The following is a 20,521-nucleotide window of genomic DNA, read 5'->3' on the forward strand; positions in this document are numbered from 1 at the left end:
ACAAATCTACTTCTGCTTCCTTCCAGCCAAGTTTTGACATCTCAGACAAGCGCAGTTTATCGTTCCATAGCTGAATATAGGAATTGTCTGTCGAACCGGAATTGAACTCAGCATGGGTTGCCAGGTGAACAATTTGATAGCGATTTCCCCGGCGCGGCTCGACTAAGTTAAATCGATTAAAATCTTCATTTAAAAACACTTTGCCCTGCCACATCTGCTTCACTACCGACAACTCGGTTGACACGGCAGGTAAAGGTGCTTGGGTTTCAAAGCTACTTGCACCCATTGCCAAAACGTTAGCCTTCTCCAGCGTCTTGTATTTAGCATCGAGCAAGCCGAAGCTGGGAATCATGCCCAAACTGTATTTTTCCACCAAAAACTGTTTACCATCATGCATTGCGGCGATAGGTAACGTTCTCATGCCATTTTCCATAGAAAACAGCAGCGTATTGATAGACGCCTCTTGTAGTTGAGGTTCTATAGGTGCAATCAACCATTGATAGAGTTGCTGTGCTGATTTTAAATAGCTCCGGTTGCCGCGACGGTAGGACGTAGTAATTTGACCACGAAAGTCTTGAATGGTTTGCAGTAATTGGCTGCGTTCCACACCGGAAACCGTCACACTTTTCGCTTTTCCTCCTGGCAAAATTACCACCAGTTTCACTGCATCAGAACGTTCCCCTGTCTGTGATTCTTTTGGGTTTTCTTCAGGCAGGTTGACATAAATAACTGCTGAACGGTTGCCAGTTTTCTGCTCAATGTCAACTAGCGTATTTTGAATGCTTTCTGCGCTGACTGGTTTGCTGGATAAATTGTTGCCAAAGTATTGTAAAAATTCCGAGTTTTGTCTCTCTTCCAGCTGGGTTACCGTCTTGTCATCCGCTAAGGTTGAGCTAGAACGAACGTTGGCAGCATTGATGCTTGGTCTGGGGAGACGAATTGAACCAGGATTGGGGTGGGGTGAGTCAGTACGAATGTCTCCTTGGCGACTGGTTAGCTTGATATCGCCATTGCCTGGAAGACCTGTGGAGAGAGGATTACCCGCTTTAATATCAAGGCTACTGAGGCCACCCGTTTGAGCCGCATTGGCTATATCTGGGGTAGTGACATTGCCTTGAATACTAGTAATATCAATATTGCTACTATTGCCGCCTGCGACGCTAATATTTTGCGTATCAACTCCGTTACCATTGACTTTAGTTGCCGCACCCGCCTCGCCTGTACCTGTGAGTAATTTCGGTAAGTCTAACGCTGATAGTCCTGCTGCTGTTGGTAAGCTACGATCCATACTCCCTGGAGTTGTGGCAATCTCCAAACTCAACGGACTTCCCGGTTGAGAGAGGCTTACCCTATTTTGTCCAGGAACTGTAGCAATGGTTATATCCCCTCCTGGTGCAGTAATTGTGCCCGTGTTAATGACTTTGCCACCCAGCACAGTAACACTGTGTCCCTCACCAAAAGACACTTTTCCCGCATTAATCAGGCTTCCCGGCTGAGCCATAGGAAAGGCCAACGGGTTGGGAGAACCTACCAAGACTTGATCATTATTGGTGCCAACTGCATTAAACCCCCTCCCACCAAAAGCCATGCCATTGGCTGTATTTCCAGTAAAACCAGCGGGTATGTTCAAACTGGTACCTTGACCGAACCTGAACCCACCTGAATTCATCAGAAAGAGATTGGAATTTTCTCCCCTTAACTGAATTAAATCATTAATAACTGATGGATTGCCGCCAATAAATTGCCCCAGACTATTGGAGATTTGAGGAGTAGAGTGGACGAGATTAGCGCGATCGCCCGAAAGCATTTCACGTTGAATCTTGAGCATTCGACTACCATCCAGACCCGTCATTCTTGTGCCTGTGCTGTCGAGAGCAGGAGGAATTTGTGCTTGGAGTGGTATGGCGTTAATGAGTCCCGAAACTAACAGCAGAAACGGAGCACAGAGGAAAGTGGTGAAAAGCTTAATTTTAAGCATTTTCTCAAGAACTATACAACCAAACTCAATTCCAATCTTTCATAAGGAATTGGAATCAGCCATAACTTCTGTGCCACTTCATCAATAATTTACAAGCCGTTTTTGAGGAACCCGTATGAAGAATGGAGCATAATGGCGGTAATGAGAGGTAAGGCTTGCACTTTTAGATTTTGCATTAAAAAAATTTTTGGGTTCATACCCCGTCCCTTGTCGGCTTAAGCCATCTAAAATACTGGCTGTGCTGCGTTCGCGACGCTAACACCAATCTCAAATCCTTAAGTCCTGTCTCTGACCGGAGTTGATACGAGGAGGCTCTCTTCAATCCAAAATCGTTTGACTAGAGTACCGCTGCCTCTGGTGCTGTAGGCGATCGCTCCTTCAAGGCGGTAGACTCCAGCGCCATCGAGTTTGGAGCGTTACACTTTGAGCCTATCGCCGCTAGCCCAACCGACCCCTACTACTGCGTTATCCTTGCTCTGTGGAAAGTGAGGGGGTAAGGGGGCGAGAAAGAAAAAGACTTTCATCCAATTGTTCGTGTGGGAAGTACAGGGAGAGTTTTTTACCAGCCGAGAAGGGCTGATACTCCCTCTATAGGCCAACAACTATCCAAAAAACTTTACTTACCCCCACATTCTTCAAGAAGAATATAGAATCTGTGCTTATAATCAGTAAAGTATTTTTAGATCATCTAACAGTTCTTATTGAACTTTAACAAACACACACCGTTCACACTTCCTTAGTGATGCCCCGGATACTGGTCATCGACGACGACCCCGCAATTTCAGAATTAGTCTCCATCAATCTGGAGATGGCTGGCTATGAAGTCAATCAAGCAGGTGATGGTATTAAGGGTCAGGCACTGGCTCTCCAACTCCAGCCAGACTTGATTATGCTTGACTTGATGCTGCCCAAAGTCGATGGCTTCACTGTCTGCCAACGACTTCGCCGGGATGAGCGAACTGCCGATATCCCTGTGTTGATGCTGACTGCCCTAGGTCAAACTCAAGACAAGGTAGACGGCTTTAATGCTGGTGCCGACGATTACCTAACCAAACCCTTTGAACTCGAAGAAATGCTGGCGCGGGTACGAGCTTTGCTACGACGCACAGACCGTATCCCTCAGGCAGCCAAGCACGCAGAAATCTTGAACTATGGACCTTTGACCCTCGTACCCGAAAGGTTTGAGGCGATTTGGTTTGAGGAGACGGTTAAACTCACACATCTGGAGTTTGAACTGTTGCACTGCTTACTCCAGCGTCATGGTCAAACTGTTTCTCCTAGCGAAATCCTTAAGGAAGTCTGGGGCTACGACCCAGATGATGACATCGAAACCATTCGGGTGCATATCCGCCATCTAAGAACAAAACTAGAACCTGATCCACGCCATCCGCGATATATCAAGACAGTTTATGGCGCAGGTTATTGCTTAGAGTTACCCACCACTGAACAGTCTACGGCAGAGGCTGATTCAGTGGCTAATTAACATTATCACTTTTAGGTAGTTGAGCAAATGGCAAGGTCATTCCTCTAAAAAGGAATGACCTATTTTTTCGTTGAGGAATTCGCTTCTAAGCGGTCGCGCTTTTAAGTTGCATGAGCAGGACGGACAACGGACCCATTCCACAGGAGTTTTAGAAATTTGGTTAGGCAAAACTGAATGCCTATCAGTTTATACCTAGCACTTCCCGATTCCCAAGCCCTATATTCCCAAATTATTCCCGATCTCTTCCTCATTTTTTTTACTTGTAGCCTGTAAACTCAGAATGGAACCAGGAGCTGCTTAAAGGAGGAGCGCTCACTCATCAATAGATTTCAACAACCAGTTGATTGAATATTGACACTGCCTCATGGCAGCGAAGCATCCAAACAATCTTCATCAGGGTGTAACTCAACTTTAGTCAAGGATGCTCATCAGACTTCTAGCCAGAGACTGTTTATACCAATTTCCTAAAATAGCGCTACACATCGACCCCCCACCCCCCCTTAATAAGGGGGGAACCAGAGCAGCATCTGTAGCAAACATTTATGAAATTGGTATTACTAAAGGTCGCCTTAGCGTTGGTAGAAAATATAAAAATTTTCAAGAGAGCCTGCGATGACCATATTGCTGCTACCTCTTGATTCAAATAAGTTTTTCCTGACACCTGATCCCTGACAATGGACACCTAAGGAGCACGAAATGGATACGACATTTATTAATCTAACCTTATTAAAGGTAAATGGAGAAATCGAAAACTTTTTAGGGAAGATTTATCCTGTTGCTACTTATCAGAAAATCTTGAGAAATCCGCAATTACGGCAAAAGCTATTAGCTTATATCTTAAGCAGGATTCCCAATCGCTATGCAGCGCTCCACTCTGCAAAAGTAATTTCTATCTCCCCTGAACCTCTATCCTTTTCAACGGGTGAAAAGCTTGAGATCAAACAACTCGTTCAACAAGGTGTTGTTTACCTCATCTTATCAGAAATTAATAGGAATGCTTCCTTTAATCAACCGAATGCCGTTTGATATCGATTCAAACTGCCAATTTTTCTAAATGATTTTTTCAAAGTTTGAATTCCCAAAAGGGACAAAGCATTCATCCTCAAACATTCAGTTAGAATTTTCTGCCTTTGGATGAATGCCTAATCCCTCTGGAATCATTAGAAATGATGGCTGAGTTCTAGGGCGCTAGCGCATTTCCCCGCAGCAGGCTACCAATTGTCTTGGCAGTAATTTTCATCTGCACGAGAGGATTGGCGGGTACAACGGTTTTGTAGAGATAGCTGTCAAAGGTTAATTTTTGAACATCCTTGTCAGCACACATCTCGACAAACGCCTCACGGGTGGCGTCGGAACGATAGAAGACGGTTTGGAGAATATCCAGGACTTTGTAGGTTATGCCGTACTTCTTATCCCAGCGCTTCAGATACAGCTTGAGGTCAGCTTCTGTGGGGATGCGAGTTCCACCGTTGGAGGTTTCAACAATGGTTTCAGCACACATCCGAGCGGATTTGGCGGCAAAGTAAATACCTTCACCAGAGGACTTGGTGACTGTACCGGCAGCATCTCCCACTAAGGCAACCCGACCGACGACGCGGCGCGGTCTGGGATGTTCTGGAATGGGGTGAGCTTCGACTTTGATGATTTCTCCCCCTGCCAAGCGTTTGGCTGCACGAGCACGGATACCGGCTTGCAGTTTTTTGATGTCGGCTTTGTTGACCTTCATGGTGCCGGTGCCAACGGCTACATGGTCGTATTTGGGGAAGACCCAAGCGTAGAAGTCGGTGGAAACGTCGTTACCCACGTACATTTCTGCCAGGTCTTCGTAGTAAGCCATTTTGTCTTCTGGCAGACGGATGCGCTCTTGAAATGCGATCGCATAATTATAATCCCCAGCATCAATGGCCTTCGCCACACGGGAATTGGCTCCATCGGCCCCAATCACGAGATCAACCTTCAGGGTCTTGGCGGTTCCTTCCAGACTGCCATCTGAATGGTCGGCGTAGTGGATGATATAGGGGTCTGTATTATTGGTCGGAATATCGAGTTTGTGAACGGTACCGTTAATCAGCTTGGCACCTAACTTCGCGGCGCGATCGCGTAAGAAGCCATCAAGCACCTCGCGGCGGCACATGCCAATATATTCGTGTTCTTTTTCTATGTTGATATCAACTTCGACATTAGAGGGTGAGATCATCTTCATCTTTCTCACCCGACGGTCAATAATTTCCGGTGGCAGGTCAAACTCACTCACCATACACAACGGAATCGCGCCACCACACGGCTTCGCGTTGTCGAGCTTGCGCTCAAACAGATAAGTTTCAATTCCGGCTTTTGCCAAAGTCTCGGCGGCAGAAGATCCGGCTGGCCCTGACCCAACAACAGCAACTCTAAGTGCTGGCATGTTTTCTCCCAATCTTGCTAGAGCTACGGAATGCATGGTATCACGGACTTTTGGCATAGCTGACCAACATCCTTAGATATTCGCTCAACTTGAAATACACCTTAACAACCGAGCGTAACAGAGCTTAACATTTGGTGGAGTGAGCATTCAATTTTCATTTCCCCAACTTAGCCTCGTTGAGCCGGGGAACGCCTGCCAGATTATTCGTAAAATTCCCTCTTGCTAAGGGGGTAAGGAAATTGGAGCGTCTATTGTCAAAATATTTCTAACTTTTCTGCAAATCTCCGCAGACAAAAATTCTGCTTTAGGAGAAAATATTTCTTTAAGGTATTGACAGAAAAAACCATTTCGATACAACTATACTGAACACTAATAGGGTAATATACTCCAGTAATCCGGGCGAAATAGAGTATTTGGGTTTCTGCGGTTGGCTCTGTCATCTCGTCACGCGGCTTAGTACAAAAAAGATTATTGGTTCATAAAGGGGTTTCTTACCGTGGGTATTGTTGTTGAGAATGTATCCAAACAGTTTGGTAGTTTCAAGGCTGTTGACAACGTCAACTTAGAGATCAAAAGTGGTGGTCTCGTCGCCCTACTCGGCCCATCCGGTTCCGGAAAATCTACGTTGTTGCGGGTAATTGCTGGTCTAGAGCCACCTGACACGGGCAAAATCTGGCTTACGGGCAAAGATTCTACTAATACTAGCGTCCAAGATCGCAATATTGGGTTTGTGTTTCAGCACTACGCTCTGTTCAAACACCTGACCGTGCGACAGAATATTGGCTTTGGGTTAGATATTCGCAAAACGCCAAAACCCAAAGTGAAGGCACGGGTGGAGGAACTTCTGAATTTAGTGCAGCTGAGTGGCTTAGGCGATCGCTATCCTTCCCAATTATCAGGGGGCCAGCGGCAGCGTGTCGCTTTGGCACGGGCGCTAGCCGTTCAACCCCAAGTGTTGCTGCTGGACGAACCCTTTGGAGCATTGGATGCCAAAGTGCGTAAAGACCTACGCGCTTGGTTGCGACGCCTCCACGATGAAGTCCATGTTACAACAGTTTTTGTGACCCATGACCAAGAAGAAGCAATGGAAGTTTCGGATGAAATCGTGGTCATGAATAAAGGACGGGTAGAACAGGTGGGAACGCCCGCCCAGGTTTATGACAACCCCGCCACGCCATTTGTGATGAGTTTCATTGGCCCTGTGAATGTGCTGCCTAGCAGCGCCCAGATTTTTCAAAGCGGTGGCTTTGATTCTGCCAATCCCGAAATCTTCCTGCGCCCCCACGATGTCGTTGTGGAAACCAAGCCCAACGGTTCCACAGCACCTGCTAGGGTGACGCGACTGATTCACCTAGGATGGGAGATTCAGGCAGAATTAACTCTCGGCGATGGTCAGGTTGTGATGGCTAATCTGACACGCGAGCGATACGATCAGTTGAAGCTAGAACCCGATCAGCAAGTCTACGTCAAACCCAGAGACGCTAAGGCATTTCCTCTGTATTACGAAATTTAGGTCAGAGCAAGCCGTGCTTAGAGATTGGCTTTGATCTGTAATGAACTACCCGCCGCTACTTCGCTCTTGCGGCGGGTTTCTGCAATCCCGCCGCCATCATCAACTACAGTGCGCTCAGATTTCTGACGCTTCTTTTGGGCTAGTTGCTTCATCCCTCCGCAGGACTTGCGTTCTTTGGGTAATGAAGTAGAGCTAGACCCATCCACGTCTACGAGACTGGTTCCCAATCCCAGCAGAGTTCCCTTGACCCAGTAAAGACAAACAACAGCCGAAGCGATAAGCTGTCACGCTTTTAAATTGCTTGTTGAGACGGACGCGGAGACGCGGGGAGGGGAGACACACAGAGGAATTGACGGTTCGTTCCCTAACTAAACAATATGCAACTTAAATGCACAACAGCTTAGTAATCAACTTGGTTTCCGAACTTTTGGTACTGAGTTTTACGGTTAGACAATGCCGAGTTATAAAGCTCCTTGTGCATAGCCCTTGCCCAGCGCAGTCTTTGTTCTTGCGAGTTGGTTGGGTAGAGGCGAAAAGTAACTCGTCTAGTGGGCATCGGCTAATCGTAAAATGTATATGAAACGATACCATCTAAATGGAAAAAAGAGGAGGCATTTAGCCCCCTCTTTTTTCCGCTTACCGCCCCTCCTTACAAGCGTTCATCCTCGCCTACGGCTGCGGCAGTCCGCTTGGTTGTTGGAGGGGACACACGCGGTTATGTTGTAAAGCTGAATATAATTAATTTCGCCAATCTCACTCAATCCGCAATGCAAGTGCTTAACTGGTTTCATCTGTCTCGGAAACGCGGGTGGTTCCTTGGAAAATACCTGACGTTATTGGTCTGTTGCTGCGTTCTGATCATTAGTTGTGGGGGTCGCCCAAAAACTGAACAAGCCGCTGCCCCCAACACGAATGCAGGGGGTAGCGGTCGTTTAGTGGTGGGCACAACCCTAAAGCCAAGGACACTTGACCCAGCGGATGCTTATGAGTTGGCAGCGAGTAATGTCCTCTACAGCTTGGGCGATCGCCTGTATACTTACAAGCTGGGAACAGACGAGCTAGTGCCACAACTTGCCACAAAACTTCCCGAAGTCAGCAAGGATGGTTTAACTTACAAGATTCCCGTGCGTCAGGGGGTTGTGTTTCATGATGGAACACCGTTTGATGCCCAGGCAATGGTCTTTTCTCTCAATCGGTTTATCAAAAACGGGGGTAAACCGTCCTCCTTGCTAGCGGATATTGTCCAATCGGTTGAAGCGTCCAGTCAGTACGAACTTACCCTTAAACTTAAAAGACCCTTTGCTCCGTTTCCCTCCCTGCTAGCCTTCTCTGGGATGTGTGCCGTTTCTCCCAAGGCGTATGAGATTGGTGCTAGCAAATTCCAGCCGACGAAGTTTGTAGGGACTGGCCCCTATAAGCTTGTTTCGTTTAGCGCTAACTCCCTTCGCCTGGATGTTTTCGATAAGTATTGGGGAGAAAAACCACCCAATCAAGGGCTGGACTATCAAATCCTCAGCAGTTCCGCCAATTTGTTTAATTCCTTCCGCACGGGTGCCGTTGATCTTGCTTATCAAACCTTCGAGCCTGATCAGATTACCAGTCTTAAAAGTGGGGAAAAGTCGGGTGGTTGGCAGGTCGTTGAAGCACCCAGCAATAATGTAAGCTACATGGTGCTGAATACCAAGCAAAAACCGTTGGACAAGGTAGAAGTGAGACAAGCACTCGCCTACATGATTGATCGGAAACTGCTCAATGAGCGCGTCCTCAGAAACCAAGCACAGCCAGCCTACAGCCTTATCCCTACCAGCTTTGATGCTACTAAACCCAGCTTTGAAACCGCCTATGGAGACGGCAACATCGCTAAAGCGAAAGAATTGCTGACGAAAGCAGGCTTTACAACCGCCAACCCATTGAAATTAGAGATTTGGTTCCCATCCGGTTCCGCCGTTCGGCAGCAGGCGGCTAGTACCTTAAGAGAATATGCAGCGCAGCAACTAGGGGGCATTGTCCAACTCCAGCCGCAACCCGTGGAAGCTACTACGCTCTTTGCCAACATCGGCAAGGGAATTTATCAGACAGCCTTAGTGGATTGGTATCCTGATTTTTCAGATGCTGACAATTTTATTCAGCCTCTAGTGAGCTGTAGCAAAGGGTCGGAAGCTCAAGGTTGCGAAGAAGGAGCGAGTAAGAGCCAGGGGTCGTTTTATTATAGCGATCGCATAAATAAACTAATTGAGCAGGAACGCGCCGAACAAGACCCCCAAAAACGCAAGCAAATTTTTGCGGAGATTCAAGACTTACTCGCCAAAGATGTTCCCTTAATTCCCATTTGGCAACCCAAAGAATATGCCTTTGCCAAGAAAGGCTTACAGCAAGTGAAGCTAGACCCGATTCAGCAGCTTCCTCTGTGGGAAATCGGCAAAGGAGCATAGTTATTTAGTGACAGAGTTGAAAGTTGGCAGGTTGAAAGTTGACAAGTTGGGAAGAAAACCTTCAACCTCCTAACCTTCAACCTCTTAACCTCCTAACCTTCAACCTTCAAACCTTCAAGCGAAGCGCCATGTCTCGTGCTAAAGCCCTACAATATTATGTCTTGATCCGTCTGCTGCTGGCTCCCCTGATGCTGTGGACGATTTTCACGCTAGTGTTTATCCTGCTGAGGGCAACACCAGGAGATCCAATAGATGCGGCGCTGGGCAGTCGCGCCCCAGATAGTGTTAAGGAAGAATTTCGCCAGCGCTGGGGATTTCCTGACCCTAATCAGCCTTGGCATGAAAAACTCGGGTTGTACGGGCTACAGTACATTCGTGATTTGGGCAACTTACTCCATTTTGACTTGGGTAGCTCAATTTCCAGCCAAGGTCAACAAGTTTCGGAGATCATTGGGCAACATTTCTCAGCAACGGCAGAATTAGCCATATGCGGACTGACAGTAGCATTTTTGGTTGGTGTTGGCATCGGTATCCTATCCGCCTCGCGCAGTGGCACTATTCTTGATGCGGGGGGGCGCTTGTTTGGTATCATCACCTACTCCTTACCGATATTTTGGGTAGGGATGATTTTGCAGTTAATTTTTGCCGTTCAGCTGAATTGGTTTCCTATTGGAACTCGCTTTCCGATTACCTCACCAACCCCAGAAGGTTTTACCGGTCTTTACACGATTGATAGTCTCTTAAGCGGTAACTTAAGTCAGTTTTTCACGGCCTTGTACTATCTCGCTCTGCCTAGTGTGACTTTAGGAGTTCTCTTGAGTGGGATTTTTGAGCGAATTGTGCGAGTGAACCTGAAGAAAACGCTCAAGGCAGACTATGTTGAAGCCGCAAGAGCGAGGGGTATTCCTGAAGGGCGAATTGTTTTCGCTCATGCGCTGAAGAACGCGATGATTCCAGTGATTACTGTCTTGGGATTGATGCTTGCCTCTTTACTGGGTGGAGCGGTATTGACAGAAGTCACATTTTCATGGCCTGGGCTAGGTAGCCGACTTTATCAAGCTATTTCAGAGCGGGATTACTTCACGGTACAGGGAATTATGGTATTTTTTGGCTTGATTGTTGTGGGTGCTAGTATTGCGATCGATATCATCAATGCTTTGATTGACCCACGTATTCGGTATTGATGGCTCTACCCATTAAACTAGCTGCGATCGCACACCTAGCACAACTTCCACTGAAAAGCGATGAACTTCGAGTCGTGATCGGATGCGATCGTACTTTCCTTTATTCAATTCCTGCTCTGACATACTCCCCCGCCATACCGTAAGGTTGACGGGGGATTCTGAACTAAAATCTGTTTTCAGCTCAACCAACCGACTTGAACGCTAACCACTCTGGACAGAAACAAACCTACTTTGTCTTCAGACAGCTTTGCTCCCTAAATTGGGTTTCAGCGTCTTTTCATACTCAGAAATACACTTTTGCATGTATCGCCAATGATCGCTATCCCGAGTCTCCTCATAAATAGCCTTAGCAAACATATACTTTTCCCAAGCTTTTTTTTGAGCAGCTACATTTTGCTGAGGTACGGAGGCATTTTCTGATGCTGAAGCTGATTGAGAATCTTGATCAAGCTTTTCCAACTTGCGTTGTAGGCGCTGTTGTCTACTTTTGATGCAACCTAATCGACTACGATCTGTTAAACTCATGTAGATTCTCCTGATTAAAATCTCTCTTATTTACTATAGTTAATCAGGGAATGTGAATATTATGTGAAGTTCAAGGAATATGATGTAAATTTTGAGTAAATTTTTCAAGAATACCACGCTAATGTGTTAATAAAACTCAACAATAAATGCGTGAGCGCTCGTCTTTTAACGTATTACTGAGTTCTTGATAATTGTGTACTACAGCTAATGCTGAACAAGAATAAAATCGTATTCTTTTGAGAGTTAGGAAGGCTATAGTGCTGATTTTTCCAGCTTTATAGCCTCTTTTTCACTCTGTCAGACCTCAGCCTTTAGCTTTCACTAGAGTCTATTCACTTGCCTCAAAAACTGTATTTTTGAGGCAAGAATGCTCAAGGTCAGCTATTAATAGGTGTGCTATGCTACAAGCTCTGGTAGAAACAAACTTACCGAATCATACTTAAGCTTTGATACCAACCTTTGGTTTCAAAGTCTTTTCGTACTCAGAAATACACTTCTGCATGTATAGCCAATGCTCCATGTCCCGAGTTTCTTCATAAATAGCTTTGGCAAACATATATTTTTCCCAAGCATTTTTTTGTGAAACTGCATTATCTGATACTGATGTATTTTCTGAGGCTGAAGCTGAAGTCGATTGAGGGTTGGGTTCTAGCTTTTCAAGCTTTCGTTGTAGACGTTGTTGTCTGCTTTTAATGCCACCTAATCGGCTACGATCTGTTAAGCCCATTGTAGATTCTCCTGATAAAGAGCGTATTGTATTAGACACAGATAGCAGGAATGTGTAACTCACAAACAGCCAGAGTGAGCAGGAGAAATTAGAACGAGTACTCCCTCTTGCTTGCATTCAGAGTTTTCCACGCTTCCGCTACCGCTAAAGTAAATTCTACCGGATAAGGTGTAATACGAGACGCGGGGTGATTACCCTAGTGCCCTAGAGACAAACTTCTGCTCTCCCCGAATGTAATACAAATGGAGGGGAGTTACCCCCAGTACAATAGGTTAAGGCTTCTACCGTTATACGCTGTAATACAGAGAAGGGGGTGATTCGACTCGGTGCGGCAGATGCAGATGTGTGCTGTGGCTATGAGACACTATGTTGCAAAAGGTCGTACCCCGTGCTTTAGATACTGTTGAACTTTAGATTTTTCAGAGTATTAATGATTTGGGTTCTTTATTATACCTCTGCTAATCATTAGGTGCAGCAGCCCTAAAACTTCATTTTTGCTCCCCATAAGTAGGTTACCTTTGTTACCACAGCCTCGATCGCAGACAACCCTGACTGATTCGAGGCATTCAAATATCTTTACAAAGTCGTTATCCTAGTAAGAGTTAAAGAATCTTCATAAAAACCTGTGACGACACATCTACTGGTATCGACAAACACTATTGAAAAGTACTTTTGGACATGGCAAGGTCATCAAATTCAGTACACCCTGATGGGTACTGGTAAACCCTTAGTGCTGATTCATGGTTTTGGCGCATCAATTGGTCATTGGCGTAAGAATATTCCCGTACTCGCTGAAGCTGGCTATCGGGTGTTTGCAATTGACTTGCTGGGATTTGGCGGTTCCGATAAACCTCCACTAAACTACACATTAGAATTGTGGCAGCAGCTTCTTAAAGATTTCTGGGATACTCATATCCAGGAACCAACCGTATTTATCGGTAATTCTATTGGTGCTTTGCTCAGTTTGATGACGGCGACAAATTATCCGGAAATTGCTGCCGGTGCCGTTTTAATTAACTGTGCAGGTGGACTGAATCACCGACCTGATGAGCTAAATCTGCCTTTGCGATTGGTAATGGGACTTTTTACAAAGCTTGTCAGTTCCAAACTCGTAGGGGTCTTACTGTTTAACCTCATCCGCGACAAATCGCGCATTCGCCGTACCCTTACTCAGGTTTATCGTGACAAAGCAGCCATTACCGAGGAACTGGTAGATTTAATCTACACACCTTCCTGCGATCCCGGTGCTCAGCAGGTATTTGCCTCAGTTCTCACTGCCCCCCCTGGCCCTGCGCCCATAGAACTATTACCCAAGGTAGAGCATCCCCTACTGGTCATTTGGGGAGAAGATGACCCTTGGACGCCCATTGCCGGTGCAGCACTCTATCAACAGCAGAGTGAGACGGGTAAGGTCGAGTTTGTTGCCATTGCCAACGCGGGTCACTGTCCCCATGATGAGAAACCGGAGGCTGTCAATCAGCTCATGAGCGATTGGCTATGTAAACATCATCACTAGTGCCTTACGCTTCAAGGACTTTGACTTGGAGCGTAAGCCATTCAACGCCTTATAAATAAGGGTTTTGGGGCAGGCATCCCGAGATGAGACAGAGGAGGCGATGTCCCTACGGGACATCGTCGTTTTGATGATGACTGAGCCCACACTCTAGCTGCCTTCAAGCGTGAAAAGAACACTGAGTCCGAACCGTTGAGCATGTTTCAGCTTCAAGTTCCACGCGTGGGCACCCATGAACTCTCGTTCACAAGGAAAGAGCGAAACTTCATGACATTCAACATTTTAGCCTGCTAACCTTCACCACCTTTGTCGAAGATACTTCAATCCTATCCATATCAGATTGCCTACGTGAAATTACGGCCTTATTGTGTAATTACTTAGAACTTTACAAAAATTTATCATAAAGATCCGTAATTACATCGAAGTCTTTATTGTGCCAATAATTCAAAATTAAATGATGTTAAATATGGTCATAATCGGCCAATCCTGAAAACATCAAAGCTCAAGGCTTCAGCTAATCCTATAGCAGCATCTATGGATATAAATCTCATGAATATTGAAGATATCGCTCGGCATTACATTGCCTCTCCAGACTATGATGTGCCTTCTTCCGTAGTCAAGAATTTTCGTCAATTCATTATCGATCTAGCACAAGTAGAGTTGCAAGGCGTAGATTTTCATTTTGTTGACTTTGAACCTTACTTCAGGGGACCAGAGTTATCTTTACAAGATATTTATACTGATGTTGACCAAGGAAAAATGTTGGTTACCCGACTCTTCAATAATTCAGATCTATTAGGTCCTGAGATAAATCTGATTTTTCGATGCATTCATGAAATGCACCACATCAAATTGAATGTAGATTTTGGCTGGGCAGGAGAGTGTGCTACGGCTCTTCACCTAATGTCTTTTACCAATAACCGTTTATTCAAGCAGATTTTATTTAGTGAAAGCATTGGTCAAGTAGCTGTCAGGCTTGCTCAGGGCGAGTTTTTAGAATATCAAAAAATTGTATTATTTCCACCCGAGATTTTGCATCAATTCGGAATTTAGACATAATTAACATTCTCTGTAAGAAGCCAGCTGATTGCCATCACAAGGGGAGAGCGATCGCTCTCCAACAAAAAACCCCCAGCGTTCTCGCCAGGGATTGAATCAGGGTGCATCTACCATTCCCTTATTCCTGGGGACTGTCGCTGCATCAGGAACAATTCCAGCAAAATTTTGGAAACATCGGGGCATCTTGAATTGAAGGAGGATGTGAAAGCTCAACGTCCCTTCGCGATCGCTTTGCCCGATTAGCCGGAAGGCTAGCGCGAGGCGCACACCTTGAATAGCAATCGCCCTCTTCGTGATAGCGCCATAACGAGGTTAAACCTGACGAGAGCCTTAATGAGCTACACAAGCGATTATGACAATATCAAGATGATGGCAAAGGCAGTAGCTTCTGATGTGATAATGGAACAAATTGGCGTAACTAAAGAAAGCTTGGAAGGTACCAAGTATCATGGTGCGAATGTAACGCGAGTTGCTGCCGCCTTGGCAGGTAAACAATTGTTTGCTAGATAGAAAGGCGTTGTTCAAAACCACTCTCAGGAGTAAAGCATGACAAATACACCCAAAATCCTTGCGTTTGCAGGCAGTACCCGCGAAGCTTCATACAATAAAAAGCTGGTACAGATTGCCGCCGAGGGCGCTAGGACAGCAGGCGCAGAGGTAACTTATGTAGACCTGCGCGATTTTCCGATGCCGTTATTTGACGAAGACTTAGAAGCCAAAGAGGGAATTCCCGCTAATGTCAAAACCTTTAAGCAACTGATGATCACGCATCAAGGGTTGTTGATTGCAGCGCCTGAGTACAATAGCTCGATCACACCAATCCTCAAAAATACGATTGATTGGGCATCTCGTCCGGAGCCAGGAGAGCCGATGCTTGCCTGCTTTAAAGATAAGGTAGCAATCCTGATGAGTGCTTCACCAGGAGCCTTAGGAGGCTTGCGAGGCTTAACTCATGTCCGCTCAATTCTCAGTAGTATTGGCGTATTGGTGTTGCCCGATCAGAAGGCGATTCCCAAAGCCTATGAAGCATTTGATGTCGATGGTAGGTTGAAAGATTCTATACAACAGTCCGCCGTTGAACAGCTGGGTAGCAAGTTGACAACAGTATTAGCCAAGTTAATCGTCTAACTCATGTTGTTTGCGACATAACGACTGTGGTTAGGGAAACTAAAGTCCTGACTTCGGCTATCAACCTTTTGTTAGCCGCTAAGCTTGGCTCTTACGGGTTGCTCAACTGGATGGTTATGGCACCGATGACTTGTTTACAAGCGATTGCCTCACACCAGCACAGCTAAGCGCAACCCTCCCTCATCCCTCCAGGGGTGATAGCCTCGAAGTTATACATTAAGATATACGTTACGCAAACACGATCGCATACATCGACCTTAGAGACTGAAGTAAGTCAATCAATGAACGAAGCCCCCTGAGCAGGTTGGTTCAACCATTTTGACTCAAGATTAACTCTTCAATTTCTGAGGTGTCTATGCTACTCAAAATTCAATATGCTGGTGGATACTCTAGCCTCGTTGATTCACAGTTTCTTTCCTCGCTTGATTCCTTGGGCAACTATCTTACTGCTCAGTTTCAAAGCGATGAATATAGTTTGAAGTGTGAGTTTATTGAGATCCGTTTCACCTCTACTCATCAAGTGTCTCCGTCCTGCTAGATTCCGCTTTGCTACAGCTACCTGTGTTCCATTACCCATTTACCCATTACCAACGAGTGCAACTTGTAGGGGCAACAGCCTAATTCAGGTAGCTGCAAAAGGGTCTAGCCACCGCACTATTTCTCGCTTCAGCTGATTCAAGTCGCGATAGACTCCTTGTTTCATCCACTGACCAATCGCGTCAAAGGGAGTAAAGACATCTCCCGCTTTCCAGTTGACATCTTGCCCCAAAGGTGTTAGATGATTACCTTGTAGTGTTTGAACTGCAACCATATTGGGGAAACGTTGCTGCAAAACTTGAGTTAAGCTAGCCGTCTGGTCAATATCATCGTTGGTAAATTTAATCAGTAAATTGCGGCGGACTTCGTAGCGTTGAGCGATGAGATCGTTGGTTTCTATCGGTGATGGCGTAAACTCGATATCGAAAGTTGGATTGATGTTGAGCTGCTCAATAAAAGGGATGGCACGCTTTGCTGGATAGTTGTTGAAAGAAATTAAGATATTGCCAGCGCGTTCGACGGAAAACAGACTACCGATGAGCAGATGCAGTTTGCAACCCATGCTGTGTCCAACGCCGTAGATGGGTAGATATCGTTTACTTAAAATAGTTTTTGTCTGTAGACGGTATAAGGTAGTCTCGAAGCGGTTGAGAACATCTCGCGCGATCGCTGTATGATTCAGGGTATTCACAAACGGCGTTGCAATCACCGCATACCCCTGACGCCCCAATTGCTCCAGTATCCACCGATACGTCACATGGGGGGCTGTTGCCACGAACGCCCCACCGAGGAAATGTACAATCCCCTTGGGACGTGGCGGAATTAAAATCCAGCTATCAGATACTTCTTGCCAATCCATGCCGCGATCGCTGAGTTAACATAACTTAATTGTAAAAATTTCTGGTGAATTGAAGACAATGGTCAAGGGTTCCATCCAGGCCACGTTACCACAGCACGAGTATTCTAAGCCCTTTGACTCTGCGCGATCGCACCCAATCCGCACTTTTAGCCAGTTTTTTTTGCCACTAGCTCATCCCAGTTGAGGTCAGGAAAATTCAACCCTGTAAATTTGGCCCTTCACCATTATGGAGTCTCCTTCTACCACTTTCCGGGCGCGTCGAGTCTCGGTAGTGCCGTTGACTTTCACTTGACCACCTTGAATCATTAATTTAGCTTCACCGCCAGTCTGGGCAACACCCGACCACTTCAAAAATTGGTCAAGCTTCATAGTTGGGTCGTCTGTCATCACGAAAAAATTGAAAGTCCTGGTTGTTGGCTTGTCAAGGAGTCGGCGAAGAGCGAGGCGCTAGCTGCGCTTCACGCATCACCAACCAGTTTAGTAGGCTTGCAACACAGTTGAGCAGATTTCATCCGAGTAATTTCCTAACTTAGTCAACTGGATGGATGGTGATTTCCGAGAATTTACTGAGGTATTCGTATCTGTGTACTCCTACCTTGGTAGGTAGAACACAACCAGAGTTCCCTGAACCTAGTCGTGGCTCTGTTGATGAATGCTCGCTCTTGGTTATGAGCGAAAGGTTTTTATGGAACGTAGTATTACTCTCCCGGTTTTTGTCGAGTTCAGCTTGTCCCTTTTAGGATTTCTTTTACTGGCCTGCTTGTTTTTTCAACACGGGAATGTTGGCAGGCACGGAACAGGGATGGATACGAGTAGAGTTACTGCCATTGAGGTTTCCCAGTAAGCCAATCCGTTAGGAACATCCCTGCTGGAGGAGATTTCCGGCATCATATTCCTAGTAGGCGAGGGTTGCAGTTTTCCCGATAGCGATCGCTATTCCTAGCAATTTTCTTTTTGATTGCAAGCTAAGAATTTTTTGGGCGCGGTAATCTCAATCGTGTCCCCGTATTGTATCTGGGGGGCAATGACTGATGACAACGGTTCATCGTGTAACCCTCCTTAACAAACAGACAAGCTATTATTAAGTAAGGTAAATAATTATCTCAAAAATCAGAGTAAGAGTTAACGATGCTATTTGGATTTGGTAAAAAGCTCAGTATTCCCTCTTCCCAGGAGGCATTGCCGGGACGGGCAGAACCCATGCCAGTACCCGCTCATCACTTTGTCAACGGTAATCCCCTAAAGCCTCCCTATCCAGATGGATTGGAAATGGCGATGTTTGGTCTGGGGTGTTTCTGGGGTGCAGAACGTAAATTTTGGCAGATTGAGGGGGTTTTCACCACCGCTGTTGGCTATGCAGCCGGAGTCACCCCAAATCCCACCTACAAAGAAGTATGTTCCGGCATGACGGGTCACAATGAAGTAGTTCGTGTTGTGTTTGACCCGAAGGTCATCAGTTACGAAACACTGCTGAAAGTATTCTGGGAAAGCCACGACCCCACCCAAGGTATGCGTCAGGGCAATGACGTTGGCACTCAGTACCGTTCAGGAATTTACGTGTATTCCGAGAGCCAAAAGCAGATGGCTGAAGCATCCCGACAGGCTTATGAGCAAGCCTTAAAAGCATCAGGTTTTGGGAACATTTCCACTGAAATCATTGATGCTCCTGAGTTCTACTACGCAGAGGGCTATCATCAACAGTACCTCGCCAAAAATCCCGGTGGGTATTGTGGTTTAGGGGGTACGAGAGTTTGTTTCCCTGAAAATGTGACACTGAGTAGTTCGTGAACTTGTTAAAGGAACGATGAAGTGTAAAGTATGAAGTACAACGCACTTCTTGAGTGTGACTTTCCCACCAAGTCTTGGTAACCCTGGAATTGGTGGGCACTTATTATACTCGTCGTTCTTTCTTGAGGCTTTAAAGAGATTATTTATTAAGAAAAGTTGAGCGATCGCATTCGTGGGAGAGTTGTAGAAACATAGCTTCACAATAAAGTTAGATTCCTGCAAGGTGTTCATCTTGCAGGGCACAAAAGCAGCAAATAGAATAGCGACATCTCAAATGCTTATGGGCGTAAACACCATGAGCTTTTTTTCTGCCAGATGACCCCTTTGTCTTTTTGTAAATCTGGTGTTGAGAACGTTGTAATATCGACATGGCATAAAAACGCGGAGATTTCATCTAAATTTCATATTGACCTGCCAATCTAGATAACAGTAGGTTCGCGCCTGAGTATCGTCTGGTCTATCTTGTTGAACAATTGTCACTAACCCAGAGATAGTTAAACACAGACTTCACTTTTAACCGATACTGCCTCTGCCAAAGGCAAACCCGAACCACTTATCTAGTTGACGCTAGTTGCTATTTTTGAAAAATGTTGGAATTTTTAATACTCAATCAATCTGAATTAGTGTGTCTTGATAACTCGAATAACTTTTTTGTAAAAATTAGAGCTATTGTTGGAAAGTTACTCAAAAAAGCCAAACAGAAATCTTTAGGACAGTTAATTTCGTTAGTTTGCTCAAAAACTGTAGATTATCTGATTATTTTAAGATATCGGCTTCAGTACCCAAATGTCAAATTTGGTTCAGGGGTGAGGATACAGGGCAAATTTTCAGTAAAAGGGAAGGGGAGGGTAGAAATTGGAGATTATTGTGTTTTTGTAAGCTTTGAAAATCATTCAAACCAAATTACCATTCAAAATTCTTCAGCAAAGATTACTATTGGAAGCTACGGTTTCTTCAATAGCACAACTTTATCGGTTGAAGGAGAAGGAAAAATAGACATAGGAGATAATGCTTACTTTAATAATCCATCCATTAAAGCCACAGATTCTTTTATTACGTTCAAGGAACAATGCATAGTGAGCGATGCAACGCTTGTTGATACAGACTTTCACAGTTTTACAATTAATCGACGCAATCCTGAAGTAAAAGCCAAAACCAAACCTATATACGTAGAAGAAAATGTTTGGATTGGTAGCCAAAGTATGGTTCTCAAAGGAGTCACTATAGGGAAGAATTCAGTTATTGGCGCGGGAACTATTGTTCGGCAGTCGGTTCCTGCAAATGTGGTAGTTATTGGCAATCCGCAGCAGATTGTCAAAGAGCTAGATACCACTGTACTGCCCTATGAGTTCCCCAAATAGGCAGAGGGAGTTCCTCGACCAGCTTGGCAG

Annotated in this window: 21 protein-coding genes; 13 read left to right on the forward strand and 8 right to left on the reverse strand. The window is 45.5% G+C overall.

Annotated elements, in window-relative coordinates; translation table 11 throughout:
- On the reverse strand, positions 1-1,978 hold a 1,978-nt coding region (locus tag V6C93_RS20860; RefSeq protein ID WP_333478597.1), incomplete at its 3' end, for a CHAT domain-containing protein.
- 742 nt (positions 1,979-2,720) lie between these two features.
- Here V6C93_RS20860 and V6C93_RS20865 point away from each other — a divergent pair.
- A complete protein-coding gene (locus V6C93_RS20865; protein ID WP_333478598.1) occupies positions 2,721-3,461 on the forward strand; it encodes a response regulator transcription factor in 741 nt (246 codons plus the stop codon).
- 696 nt (positions 3,462-4,157) lie between these two features.
- Positions 4,158-4,487 carry a hypothetical protein gene (locus V6C93_RS20870; protein ID WP_333478599.1) on the forward strand — a complete coding sequence of 110 codons (330 nt, stop codon included), beginning with the start codon at positions 4,158-4,160 and terminating at the stop codon, positions 4,485-4,487.
- Between the two features lie 154 nt (positions 4,488-4,641).
- On the opposite strand, the gene chlP is transcribed toward V6C93_RS20870, so the two are convergent.
- On the reverse strand, positions 4,642-5,865 hold the full coding sequence (chlP, locus tag V6C93_RS20875) for a geranylgeranyl reductase (protein ID WP_333478624.1): 1,224 nt from the start codon (positions 5,863-5,865) through the stop codon (positions 4,642-4,644).
- Between the two features lie 496 nt (positions 5,866-6,361).
- Here chlP and V6C93_RS20880 point away from each other — a divergent pair, with 496 nt between their 5' ends.
- Complete coding sequence (locus V6C93_RS20880; RefSeq protein ID WP_333478600.1) at positions 6,362-7,378, forward strand: sulfate/molybdate ABC transporter ATP-binding protein; 1,017 nt, start codon at positions 6,362-6,364, stop codon at positions 7,376-7,378.
- 17 nt (positions 7,379-7,395) lie between these two features.
- Here the strand turns inward: V6C93_RS20880 and V6C93_RS20885 are convergent, their stop codons facing one another.
- Positions 7,396-7,605 (reverse strand): hypothetical protein, encoded by a 210-nt coding sequence (locus V6C93_RS20885; RefSeq protein ID WP_333478601.1) that lies wholly within the window; start codon positions 7,603-7,605, stop codon positions 7,396-7,398.
- A gap of 173 nt (positions 7,606-7,778) precedes the next feature.
- Positions 7,779-7,934, reverse strand: a complete 156-nt coding sequence (locus V6C93_RS38370; RefSeq protein WP_349262782.1) for a helix-turn-helix domain-containing protein — start codon at positions 7,932-7,934, stop codon at positions 7,779-7,781.
- A gap of 211 nt (positions 7,935-8,145) precedes the next feature.
- Between V6C93_RS38370 and V6C93_RS20890 the strand changes: the two genes are divergently transcribed.
- The gene (locus V6C93_RS20890) at positions 8,146-9,810 is read left to right on the forward strand and encodes an ABC transporter substrate-binding protein (protein WP_333478602.1); all 1,665 of its coding nucleotides are present in this window, start codon (positions 8,146-8,148) and stop codon (positions 9,808-9,810) included.
- A 128-nt stretch (positions 9,811-9,938) separates the two neighbouring features.
- Positions 9,939-10,994 (forward strand): ABC transporter permease, encoded by a 1,056-nt coding sequence (locus V6C93_RS20895; protein ID WP_349262783.1) that lies wholly within the window; start codon positions 9,939-9,941, stop codon positions 10,992-10,994.
- Positions 10,995-11,231: 237 nt separating this feature from the next.
- On the opposite strand, the gene V6C93_RS20900 is transcribed toward V6C93_RS20895, so the two are convergent.
- Positions 11,232-11,519 (reverse strand): hypothetical protein, encoded by a 288-nt coding sequence (locus tag V6C93_RS20900; RefSeq protein ID WP_333478604.1) that lies wholly within the window; start codon positions 11,517-11,519, stop codon positions 11,232-11,234.
- A 439-nt stretch (positions 11,520-11,958) separates the two neighbouring features.
- Complete coding sequence (locus tag V6C93_RS20905; RefSeq protein ID WP_333478605.1) at positions 11,959-12,246, reverse strand: hypothetical protein; 288 nt, start codon at positions 12,244-12,246, stop codon at positions 11,959-11,961.
- A 625-nt stretch (positions 12,247-12,871) separates the two neighbouring features.
- On the opposite strand from V6C93_RS20905, the gene V6C93_RS20910 reads away from it, so the two are divergent.
- From V6C93_RS20910 to V6C93_RS20935, 6 genes are all read left to right on the forward strand, one after another.
- Complete coding sequence (locus V6C93_RS20910) at positions 12,872-13,762, forward strand: alpha/beta fold hydrolase (RefSeq protein ID WP_333478606.1); 891 nt, start codon at positions 12,872-12,874, stop codon at positions 13,760-13,762.
- A 546-nt stretch (positions 13,763-14,308) separates the two neighbouring features.
- Positions 14,309-14,812, forward strand: coding sequence for a hypothetical protein (locus tag V6C93_RS20915; protein WP_333478607.1), 504 nt, complete (start codon positions 14,309-14,311; stop codon positions 14,810-14,812).
- Between the two features lie 34 nt (positions 14,813-14,846).
- A complete protein-coding gene (locus V6C93_RS20920; RefSeq protein WP_333478608.1) occupies positions 14,847-15,011 on the forward strand; it encodes a hypothetical protein in 165 nt (54 codons plus the stop codon).
- A gap of 140 nt (positions 15,012-15,151) precedes the next feature.
- Positions 15,152-15,328: a hypothetical protein gene (locus V6C93_RS20925; RefSeq protein ID WP_333478609.1), complete on the forward strand. Its 177-nt coding sequence runs from the start codon at positions 15,152-15,154 to the stop codon at positions 15,326-15,328.
- A 36-nt stretch (positions 15,329-15,364) separates the two neighbouring features.
- Positions 15,365-15,946 carry an NAD(P)H-dependent oxidoreductase gene (locus V6C93_RS20930; protein WP_333478610.1) on the forward strand — a complete coding sequence of 194 codons (582 nt, stop codon included), beginning with the start codon at positions 15,365-15,367 and terminating at the stop codon, positions 15,944-15,946.
- Positions 15,947-15,972: 26 nt separating this feature from the next.
- Positions 15,973-16,113 (forward strand): hypothetical protein, encoded by a 141-nt coding sequence (locus V6C93_RS20935; RefSeq protein ID WP_333478611.1) that lies wholly within the window; start codon positions 15,973-15,975, stop codon positions 16,111-16,113.
- A gap of 455 nt (positions 16,114-16,568) precedes the next feature.
- Here V6C93_RS20935 and V6C93_RS20940 read toward each other — a convergent pair whose 3' ends face one another.
- Entirely contained in the window at positions 16,569-17,342 is a 774-nt protein-coding gene (locus V6C93_RS20940) for a DUF1350 family protein (protein ID WP_333478612.1), read from the reverse strand.
- A gap of 186 nt (positions 17,343-17,528) precedes the next feature.
- Positions 17,529-17,729 carry an RNA-binding S4 domain-containing protein gene (locus V6C93_RS20945; RefSeq protein ID WP_333478613.1) on the reverse strand — a complete coding sequence of 67 codons (201 nt, stop codon included), beginning with the start codon at positions 17,727-17,729 and terminating at the stop codon, positions 17,529-17,531.
- Positions 17,730-18,470: 741 nt separating this feature from the next.
- Here V6C93_RS20945 and msrA point away from each other — a divergent pair.
- Together msrA and V6C93_RS20955 are read left to right on the forward strand one after the other, a co-directional pair.
- Positions 18,471-19,130: a peptide-methionine (S)-S-oxide reductase MsrA gene (gene msrA / locus V6C93_RS20950; RefSeq protein WP_333478614.1), complete on the forward strand. Its 660-nt coding sequence runs from the start codon at positions 18,471-18,473 to the stop codon at positions 19,128-19,130.
- A gap of 587 nt (positions 19,131-19,717) precedes the next feature.
- Entirely contained in the window at positions 19,718-20,491 is a 774-nt protein-coding gene (locus tag V6C93_RS20955) for an acyltransferase (RefSeq protein WP_333478615.1), read from the forward strand.
- The last annotated feature ends 30 nt before the right edge of the window (positions 20,492-20,521 follow it).

The sequence above is a fragment of the Allocoleopsis sp. genome (assembly GCF_036703385.1).
GTDB lineage: Bacteria > Cyanobacteriota > Cyanobacteriia > Cyanobacteriales > Coleofasciculaceae > Allocoleopsis.

Bases quoted from the DNA above. Each gene is read 5' to 3' on its own strand.
- V6C93_RS20900 (WP_333478604.1), bottom strand. From the start codon at position 11,519: ATGAGTTTAACAGATCGTAGTCGATTAGGTTGCATCAAAAGTAGACAA.
- V6C93_RS20945 (WP_333478613.1), bottom strand. From the start codon at position 17,729: ATGACAGACGACCCAACTATGAAGCTTGACCAATTTTTGAAGTGGTCG.
- V6C93_RS20895 (WP_349262783.1), top strand. From the start codon at position 9,939: ATGTCTCGTGCTAAAGCCCTACAATATTATGTCTTGATCCGTCTGCTG.
- V6C93_RS20890 (WP_333478602.1), top strand. From the start codon at position 8,146: ATGCAAGTGCTTAACTGGTTTCATCTGTCTCGGAAACGCGGGTGGTTC.
- V6C93_RS20905 (WP_333478605.1), bottom strand. From the start codon at position 12,246: ATGGGCTTAACAGATCGTAGCCGATTAGGTGGCATTAAAAGCAGACAA.
- V6C93_RS20940 (WP_333478612.1), bottom strand. From the start codon at position 17,342: ATGGATTGGCAAGAAGTATCTGATAGCTGGATTTTAATTCCGCCACGT.
- chlP (WP_333478624.1), bottom strand. From the start codon at position 5,865: ATGCCAGCACTTAGAGTTGCTGTTGTTGGGTCAGGGCCAGCCGGATCT.
- V6C93_RS20915 (WP_333478607.1), top strand. From the start codon at position 14,309: ATGAATATTGAAGATATCGCTCGGCATTACATTGCCTCTCCAGACTAT.
- V6C93_RS20925 (WP_333478609.1), top strand. From the start codon at position 15,152: ATGAGCTACACAAGCGATTATGACAATATCAAGATGATGGCAAAGGCA.
- msrA (WP_333478614.1), top strand. From the start codon at position 18,471: ATGCTATTTGGATTTGGTAAAAAGCTCAGTATTCCCTCTTCCCAGGAG.
- V6C93_RS38370 (WP_349262782.1), bottom strand. From the start codon at position 7,934: ATGCCCACTAGACGAGTTACTTTTCGCCTCTACCCAACCAACTCGCAA.
- V6C93_RS20870 (WP_333478599.1), top strand. From the start codon at position 4,158: ATGGATACGACATTTATTAATCTAACCTTATTAAAGGTAAATGGAGAA.
- V6C93_RS20930 (WP_333478610.1), top strand. From the start codon at position 15,365: ATGACAAATACACCCAAAATCCTTGCGTTTGCAGGCAGTACCCGCGAA.
- V6C93_RS20955 (WP_333478615.1), top strand. From the start codon at position 19,718: ATGTTGGAATTTTTAATACTCAATCAATCTGAATTAGTGTGTCTTGAT.
- V6C93_RS20865 (WP_333478598.1), top strand. From the start codon at position 2,721: ATGCCCCGGATACTGGTCATCGACGACGACCCCGCAATTTCAGAATTA.